Annotated in this window: 10 protein-coding genes; 6 read left to right on the plus strand and 4 right to left on the minus strand. The window is 34.8% G+C overall.

Going from position 1 to position 7,751, the window contains the following annotated elements:
* The 4 genes from ACJMMI_RS01190 to ACJMMI_RS01205 form a co-directional block, all read left to right on the plus strand.
* A partial coding sequence (locus ACJMMI_RS01190) for a sensor histidine kinase (protein ID WP_405352746.1) occupies positions 1-911 on the plus strand: 911 nt, incomplete at its 5' end.
* Positions 912-1,619, plus strand: a complete 708-nt coding sequence (locus ACJMMI_RS01195) for a response regulator (protein ID WP_405352748.1) — start codon at positions 912-914, stop codon at positions 1,617-1,619.
* 87 nt (positions 1,620-1,706) lie between these two features.
* On the plus strand, positions 1,707-2,588 hold the full coding sequence (locus ACJMMI_RS01200) for a DUF368 domain-containing protein (RefSeq protein WP_405352750.1): 882 nt from the start codon (positions 1,707-1,709) through the stop codon (positions 2,586-2,588).
* Positions 2,578-3,126, plus strand: coding sequence for a phosphatase PAP2 family protein (locus ACJMMI_RS01205; protein WP_405352752.1), 549 nt, complete (start codon positions 2,578-2,580; stop codon positions 3,124-3,126). Before ACJMMI_RS01200 ends, ACJMMI_RS01205 begins: the two co-directional genes overlap by 11 nt.
* A gap of 67 nt (positions 3,127-3,193) precedes the next feature.
* Here ACJMMI_RS01205 and ACJMMI_RS01210 read toward each other — a convergent pair whose 3' ends face one another.
* The 3 genes from ACJMMI_RS01210 to ACJMMI_RS01220 all read right to left on the minus strand — a co-directional run bounded on the left by ACJMMI_RS01210 (position 3,194) and on the right by ACJMMI_RS01220 (position 6,109).
* Complete coding sequence (locus ACJMMI_RS01210; protein ID WP_207735294.1) at positions 3,194-3,565, minus strand: RidA family protein; 372 nt, start codon at positions 3,563-3,565, stop codon at positions 3,194-3,196.
* 18 nt (positions 3,566-3,583) lie between these two features.
* Positions 3,584-4,777 carry a threonine ammonia-lyase gene (ilvA, locus tag ACJMMI_RS01215; RefSeq protein WP_405352754.1) on the minus strand — a complete coding sequence of 398 codons (1,194 nt, stop codon included), beginning with the start codon at positions 4,775-4,777 and terminating at the stop codon, positions 3,584-3,586.
* 186 nt (positions 4,778-4,963) lie between these two features.
* Positions 4,964-6,109: a YbhN family protein gene (locus tag ACJMMI_RS01220; protein WP_405352755.1), complete on the minus strand. Its 1,146-nt coding sequence runs from the start codon at positions 6,107-6,109 to the stop codon at positions 4,964-4,966.
* A gap of 204 nt (positions 6,110-6,313) precedes the next feature.
* On the opposite strand from ACJMMI_RS01220, the gene ACJMMI_RS01225 reads away from it, so the two are divergent.
* Positions 6,314-6,751, plus strand: a complete 438-nt coding sequence (locus tag ACJMMI_RS01225; protein WP_405352757.1) for a hypothetical protein — start codon at positions 6,314-6,316, stop codon at positions 6,749-6,751.
* Positions 6,752-6,767: 16 nt separating this feature from the next.
* The gene (locus ACJMMI_RS01230; RefSeq protein WP_405352759.1) at positions 6,768-7,172 is read left to right on the plus strand and encodes a CBS domain-containing protein; all 405 of its coding nucleotides are present in this window, start codon (positions 6,768-6,770) and stop codon (positions 7,170-7,172) included.
* Between the two features lie 47 nt (positions 7,173-7,219).
* Here the strand turns inward: ACJMMI_RS01230 and ACJMMI_RS01235 are convergent, their stop codons facing one another.
* A complete protein-coding gene (locus ACJMMI_RS01235) occupies positions 7,220-7,639 on the minus strand; it encodes an acyl-CoA thioesterase (RefSeq protein ID WP_405352761.1) in 420 nt (139 codons plus the stop codon).
* Positions 7,640-7,751: the final 112 nt, after the last annotated feature.

The raw sequence follows: 7,751 nt of genomic DNA on the forward strand, positions 1-7,751 counted from the left end.
TATGCGTTGCAATTTTGATTTTAGTTAGCTTTTTCTTTACAAAAAGGCTTGTTAATCATATTATGATACCTGTTACATTATTAGAAAAAGGTGCGAATAGAATTCAGGAAAATGTACTTACAGAAAAAATAGTTTACAACGGTGATAAAGAGTTTGAGAATATTTGCAATACTTTTAACACAATGCAAGAACATATTTTGAGCGAGCAAGAGAAAAATAAGAAATATGAGCAGGCAAGAACTGAAATGATTGCAGGAATTTCTCACGATTTAAAAACACCTCTTACAGCTATAAAAGGTACAATTAAAAGTTTGATTGACGGAGTAGTTACCACTCCTGAGCAAGAAGAAAAATTCTTGAAAACAGCGTACAGAAGAACTAACGATATGGACGCTTTGCTTAACCAATTATTTTATTTGTCAAAGCTTGAAACCGGTAATATGCCGTTAAATTTAACAAAAACTGATTTAAAATCTTTTATTAAGAATTATGTAGATAATCTGAATGCAAATTTATTTGATGAACAGATTGAAGCCATAACACATATTGATTGCGAAGAGTGTATAACTTATATTGATTCTGAGCTGTTTAAGCGTGTGTTAGATAATCTGACTGAAAACAGTAAAAAATATTGCAATGCAAGTCCTATTAAAATTGAAATTACATTAAAACAAAAAGATAATAATTTGTTAATCGGTTTTTCTGACAATGGTATCGGCGTATCCGAAGATAAAATTACTCATATTTTTGATGAGTTTTACAGAGCTGATGAGTCACGCAATGTATGTAAAGGTAATGGTCTTGGGCTTTATATTGTTAAAAAAATAGTTGAATCAATGCAAGGTAAGGTCTATGCAAAAAACGAGAATGGTTTATCAATATATATTGAATTGCCGAAAGCGAGGAATTAAATGGCTGACAGTAAAAAAATACTTATCATAGAAGATGATGAGGACATAAGTATGATAGAAGAAGCCTATCTGCAATCCGCCGGCTTTCAAACAAAAATTATGCCTGACGGCAAAGCAATTCTCGATATTTTAAAATCGGAAAATATTAGTCTTATTTTACTCGATTTAATGCTGCCAGGCAAAAACGGTTATGAGATATGTAAAGAAATAAGAGATAAAACCGATATTCCTATTATTATGGTAACTGCAAGAACTGAGTCGGTAGATAAAATCAGAGGACTTGGACTTGGAGCAGATGATTATATTTCAAAGCCTTTTGATCCGGCTGAATTGGTTGCAAGAGTAAATGCTAATTTAAGACAATATGACAGACTTACTAAACCAGCATCGGCAAATGACAGTAAGCAAGAAGAAATTCAGATAAAAGATTTAAGAATTTTACCAAATAGTTGGAAAGTTTATAAGGGTGACAAGGAAATAAAACTTCCCAACAAGGAATTTGAGCTTTTAAAATATCTTGCGGTAAATCCCAATATAGTTTTTTCTAAGGAACAATTATTTGAAAAAATTTGGGGACTTGATTACATAGGCGACAGTGCAACTGTTATGGTTCATATTAACCGTATTCGTGACAAAATCGAGGATGATAGCAAAAGCCCGCAAATACTTGAAACTGTTTGGGGTGCCGGCTACAGGCTGAATAAGTAAAAAGTTTAGAATTTGTTTAGAAATATACCTCCTGTTTGTTTAATTGTAAATGTTAAAATGCAATTAAAACAAACAGGAGGTTTTTATATGATAAAGGAAGGAATCAACGGATTTTGTATGGCTTTGGCTGATAGTGTGCCCGGAGTTTCGGGAGGTACAGTAGCTTTTATTATGGGCTTTTACGATAATTTTATTAACTCTATTCATAACATTGTTTTTGGAAAATTGAACGAGAAAAAAACCGCATTGCTATATCTTCTAAAACTCGGTGTTGGTTGGGCAATAGGAATGTTGTTGGCAGTAGTTATTTTGTCATCTCTTTTTGACAGTCAAATTTATATTGTCAGCTCTCTGTTTATCGGCTTTATTGCAGGTGCAATTCCGCTCATTATCATTGAAGAAAAAGAAAGCTTCAAAAGCTTTGGTAAAGGTATTATATTTGCTATTCTGGGGATTGCTATTGTAGCCGGTATTACTTTTATGAATAGTCAGGTTGGTACCACAACAATGAATCTTAACAGCTTTTCACCTTTATTAGGAGTTAAGTTATTTTTGATCGGTATGTGTGCAATTTCCGCAATGTTTTTACCGGGTATTTCAGGTTCGACTTTACTTTTGATTTTTGGTGCTTATATTCCTGTAATTACGGCGGTAAGAGGAATTATAGGATTAGATTTTTCATATTTGCCTGCTATTCTCTGCTTTGGATTAGGAATTATCGTTGGTGCGGTTACTGTAGTAAAAGGTATTAAAATCTGTCTTGAAAAATTCAGAGTTCAGTCTTTATATGCGATTTTAGGAATGATGATAGGCTCATTTTATGCTATCATTCAGGGACCGACTACATTGGATTTGCCGAAAGAGGCTATAAATTTCAGTAATTTTAATTTTATTGCCTGCGTAATAGGACTTGCACTTGTAATAGGAATGTATAAGATAAAGGAAAGAAGTAAGAAAAATGGAATTTGAATTTAAAATACTTGATTTCTTACAAAGTATAAGAATACCGATATTAGATACAACAATGTGCTTTGTTACAAAGCTTGGAAACTGGGGAATAGTGTGGATTGCTCTTGCCGTTGTGCTGCTGATAATACCAAAAACAAGAAAATCAGGATTAATAGTATTAGTCGCCTTAATAGTTGATATTTTCCTTTGTGATTTAGTCATGAAAAATTTATTTGTAAGACTTAGACCGTGCGATATAAACGCAACAGTACAGCTATTAATTCCACGACCTGATGGATATTCTTTTCCGTCAGGACATACGTCGTCTTCGTTTGCAGCGGTTACTGCGTTGTTTTTGGCAGGTGAAAAGAAAATTTGGATACCTGCCTTTGTGCTTGCTATTCTGATTGGCTTTTCAAGAATGTATTTATATGTACATTTTCCAACAGATGTTCTTGCAGGCATAGCAGTGGGAATATTGTCGGGAATAATAGGTAAGTTTTTTGTAAATAAGTTTGCTCAGCTACGAACTTTAAAACTTAATAAAAGTGAAAATTAAGTAAATAGAAAACCTGCACTTCATATGGAGTGCAGGTTTGTTTGTGTAATATAAAATTAATTAGGAATTAAACCTCAGCAATTACTTCTACTTCTACGAGTACATCCTTAGGAAGCTGCTTTACAGCTACACAAGAACGAGCAGGTTTTTCTGTGAAATACTTGCCATATACAGCATTGAATGCAGCAAAATCATTCATATCCTTTAAGAAACAAACTGTTTTTACAGCCTTTTCAAGTGAGCTGCCGGAAGCCTCAAGAACATTTTTAAGGTTTGTGCATACCTGCTCAGTCTGAGCCTCAATTGTTGTAGCCTCAACATTACCGCTTGCAGGGTTAATTGCAATCTGACCTGATGTGAATACAAGACCGTTTACAACAACAGCCTGCGAGTATGGACCAATAGCATCAGGAGCATTTTTTGTATAGATTTTTTCCATGATAAATTCCTCCGTATATTATACAAGCTTAAAGCCTGCGTTAGTAAGTGCTTCTGTAATTTCTTTTACATGGTCAAAGTTTCTTGTTTCAAGCACAATTCTAAGATAGCAGCCGTTAATATCTGTACCTTCGCTTGCACGCTCGTGGTGGATAGAAATAACATTACCACCCTTATCGGCAATAATATCTGCAACCTGCTTGAGCTGACCAGGCTTATCCTGAAGTTCAATGCAGAGTGTCTGTGATCTGCCGGATCTTAAAAGACCACGCTTAATTACTCTTGAAAGAATTGTAACATCAATATTACCGCCTGAAATTACGCAAACAACCTTTTTGCCCTTAACAGGAAGTTTGTTAAACATTACCGCTGCAAGCGGAGCAGCACCGGCACCTTCAGCAATCATTTTCTGAGTTTCAATAAGCTTTAAAATTGCAGATGAAATTTCATCATCGGTAACAGTTACAACATCGTCAACATATTTCTGTACATATTCAAAAGTATGCTCACCCGGAGCCTTTACCTGAATACCGTCAGCAACAGTAGAAACCTTGTCAAGATGAACAGGTTTGCCCTGTTTGATTGATTCATACATTGAAGGAGCACCCTCTGCCTGAACACCGTAAACTTTGATGTTAGGGTTAAGGCTTTTAATTGCACAGGCAACGCCGGAGATAAGTCCGCCACCGCCGATAGCACATACTACTGCATCTGCATCAGGCAGTTCTTCAAGAATTTCAATGCCGATAGTACCCTGACCTGCAATTACATTTTCATCATCAAAAGGATGAATGAAAGTATAGTTATGTTCATCACGAAGCTCACAAGCCTTGTTATAGGCATCATCATATACACCCGGTACCATACAAACCTCTGCACCGTAACCTTTGGTAGCCTCGACTTTAGAGATTGGAGCACCGTCAGGCAAGCAGATAAGTGACTTAATACCGTACTTTGTAGCGGCAAGTGCAACGCCCTGAGCGTGATTACCGGCAGAGCAAGCAATAACGCCACGCTTCTTTTCTTCTTCTGTGAGCTGAGAAATTTTATATCCCGAGCCTCTTACCTTAAATGAACCTGTAATCTGAAGATTTTCAGGCTTGAGGTAAATTTCGCAATCATCGCTGATAGCGGAAGCTTTAACGAGCGGGGTAGGGATAACTACATCCTTTAATACATAAGATGCGTGATAGATTTTATCAAGTGTAACCATATAAATCTCCTCTTTCACTCTTGTTACCTTATAATTATAAATCAGAATTCGTTCAAAAACAAGTTTTTTTGCAATATTCTTCAAAAAATATTGCATATTTCTGCAGTGACAATTAAGAATAATCACATAAAAGAAAGTTTGGCACATCATTATTGCTTTTTGATGTGCCAAACGATAAAATTATGCTTATTCTGTTTTTATATTTTCAAGCTCAAGCTCTTCATTTTGTTCATTTTCTTTTATAGCGTCATCAATTTTCTTGCCTTTTGTAAGGTATGAGAATGGTGCTGAAATAATGATTGCACCGTAGTATGTAATGAATCTCCACAAAAGAATTGCAGGCTTGATTTTGTTTGCGTCACCAATAACAAAGAATGGACCAAAGTACATTGTAAATGCAAGCTCAGCACCGCCTGACGCCCCCGGTAGTGGGACAAGATTAGATGTAAAGAGTACAAAAGACTGAATACAAACTGCGTCAAGAAAATTAAGCGGAGTTTGATTATTTGCTACAGCAATGCTGTGCATATCAAACGAAAGATAAACAAAGTAGGGAACAGATAAAATTGCGATTACCTGCAAAGCTACAAGTCCGTAAAGCAAGAACATACGCTTTTTGTTTTCGTAAAGCATTTTGCTGCCTGTATGGAAAAGCTCTACTTGTTCTTTAAGTGATTTTACCTTTTTATCAGGATTTTTAATAAACTTGAATTTGTGTAAAATTTTATCCACAAGCTTAATAATTTTACCTGTCATCTTCGGACTGAATGATACAACTAAAAACAATACTGTAACTACTGTCTGGGTTAAAAATCCAAGTGCAATAAATAAAGTTGACCAGATATTTGTAAATGCTGATTTAAAGTAATCAAATTTAATAATAATTGCGAGAATACTGAACACGCCTGTTACAATCTGATAATACACAAATTTTTGTGTCATACAAGCTGAGCCAAAGCCAACGCCAACCTTCATTTTAGAAAGCAAGTAAAGCTGCATTGGCTGTCCACCTGTATTTGACGGTGTGACAGCTCCAAAGAATACACCTACAAGTGCTACTTTGAGTGAATCTATAAATCTGAAATCAGGATACTGCGTTCTTATTAGTATTTGAGTTACTATGGTGTCGATTATTATGTTCATATCAAAAGCAATCAAACCGACAATTATCCAACCCCAGGAAAAGCCATCAGGTGAAGACAGCAAGTCAATCATTCCGTTTTCAGAAACGCAAAAGAAAACAATAAGGTAAAAAGTGATGCCAAGAACCAATATATTAAAAATAAGCTTACCGCTTATTCTAAAGCGTTTAAGCTTTTTTTCGGTGCTCAAAAAATCCCCTCCAAATTTTGTTAATTTAAAAAATGTACTTATATTATAATACAAGTTTTTTTCTAAAAAATCAATTTACAATTCTGTCACTAATGCACATTTATTTAAAAAGGCATATGTTGATATGAAATTAATGTGAAAAGTATTGAGAAAAATGTAGAATTATGATAGAATGAAATAAAATAACGATACAGGAATGATTTAATGCAGTTTTTTAATTTTTATGGAATACCGGTTATTTCAATTTTGTTTATTGTCTGGATGATTTTCAGATATATGGATAAAAAGTACAGGCAACCAAAAGATAGTGTAAACAGAGGACTAAAAGCGTTTGAGCAAATAGGCGGTTTTGCTGTAATTTTTCTTATGGTATGTGGCTTTGGCATACAGGGCAACGGCTTTTTATCAGATACAATGCGTAACTTTTGGATTGTATCAATGGTATTTTTGATTTTGCTGCACATTTTAAGCTGTGTAATGTTTTACCGCAGTAGAAACCATACATTGCATATGATGACAGCTATTTTGCCAAGTGTAATTTTTATTCTAACAGGCTTGCTTGAGCAAGACCCGCCACTTTTACTTTTTGCAATCGTATTTGCAATTGGTAAAATTTATATGACTGCAAAGGCAGATACTTAATTGGAGATAGGTAAAAATGAATATTGTAATGCTATTAAAGCCAAAGGATACAGTAGCTTATATTTATGAGGACAGCACTATCCGTCAGGCACTTGAAAAGATGAAGGCTCACAGCTATACTGCTGTACCTGTTATTGATGAATATGGCAAGTATGTTGGTACAGTCAGTGAGGGCGACTTTTTGTGGTACATAGTTGAAAAACAGACTCAGGGAATGAAGTCACAGGAAAAGTACTTTGTGCGTGACCTTATTCGCAGTGATTTTAATCCTTCTGTAAAAATCAGCGTAGATATGAAAGAACTCTACGAAAGAGCTTTAAATCAGAACTTTATCCCGGTTACTGATGATTCGGGCGTGTTCATAGGTATTGTAACTCGTAAAGATTTAATAAGCCACTTTGTTGATGAAAGTAAATTATAATTAAATGCAACAATCCCACTGTAGATTAAATTTACAGTGGGATTAATTTATTTAGCCATTAAATTTTTTAAAGTTTCAAACAAATTTGCATCTGCTTTTTTAATAGGCATAGGTTTGTTTGAACGATTAACACAGCAATGTGTTGTTTTGCCTGATGTGGCAAGAATGTCAGAATCCGTAAATCTGATTTCGTATTCAAATTCTATTTTGGAAGCTGTCATATTAGTAAGCTTTGTCACTATATAAATCTTATCGTCAAATTTAAGCGGAACAATGTACTTTGCGTAAGCGTCAACAACAGCGATTGAAATGCCTTTATCCTCAAGTGCTCGTACATCACAGCCAATCTGCTCCATAAAGTCGCATCTTGCTTCCTCAAAAAGCCTGATATAGTTTGAATGATGAACAATGCTCATCATATCGGTTTCATAATAGTGAATTCTTCGTGAATATGGCTTAATTTGCATAAAAATCACCCTTTATTTTTTAATAAGCAAACCGTTTTTTAAATCCTCTTTTGCCTGCTGTCTGATTTTAAAGTGCTGTTTTTTACCAGTTGCGGTATGTGGCAGCTCTGTA

The organism is Ruminococcus sp. (assembly GCF_045129435.1).
In the GTDB taxonomy this organism is placed as follows: domain Bacteria; phylum Bacillota; class Clostridia; order Oscillospirales; family Acutalibacteraceae; genus Ruminococcoides.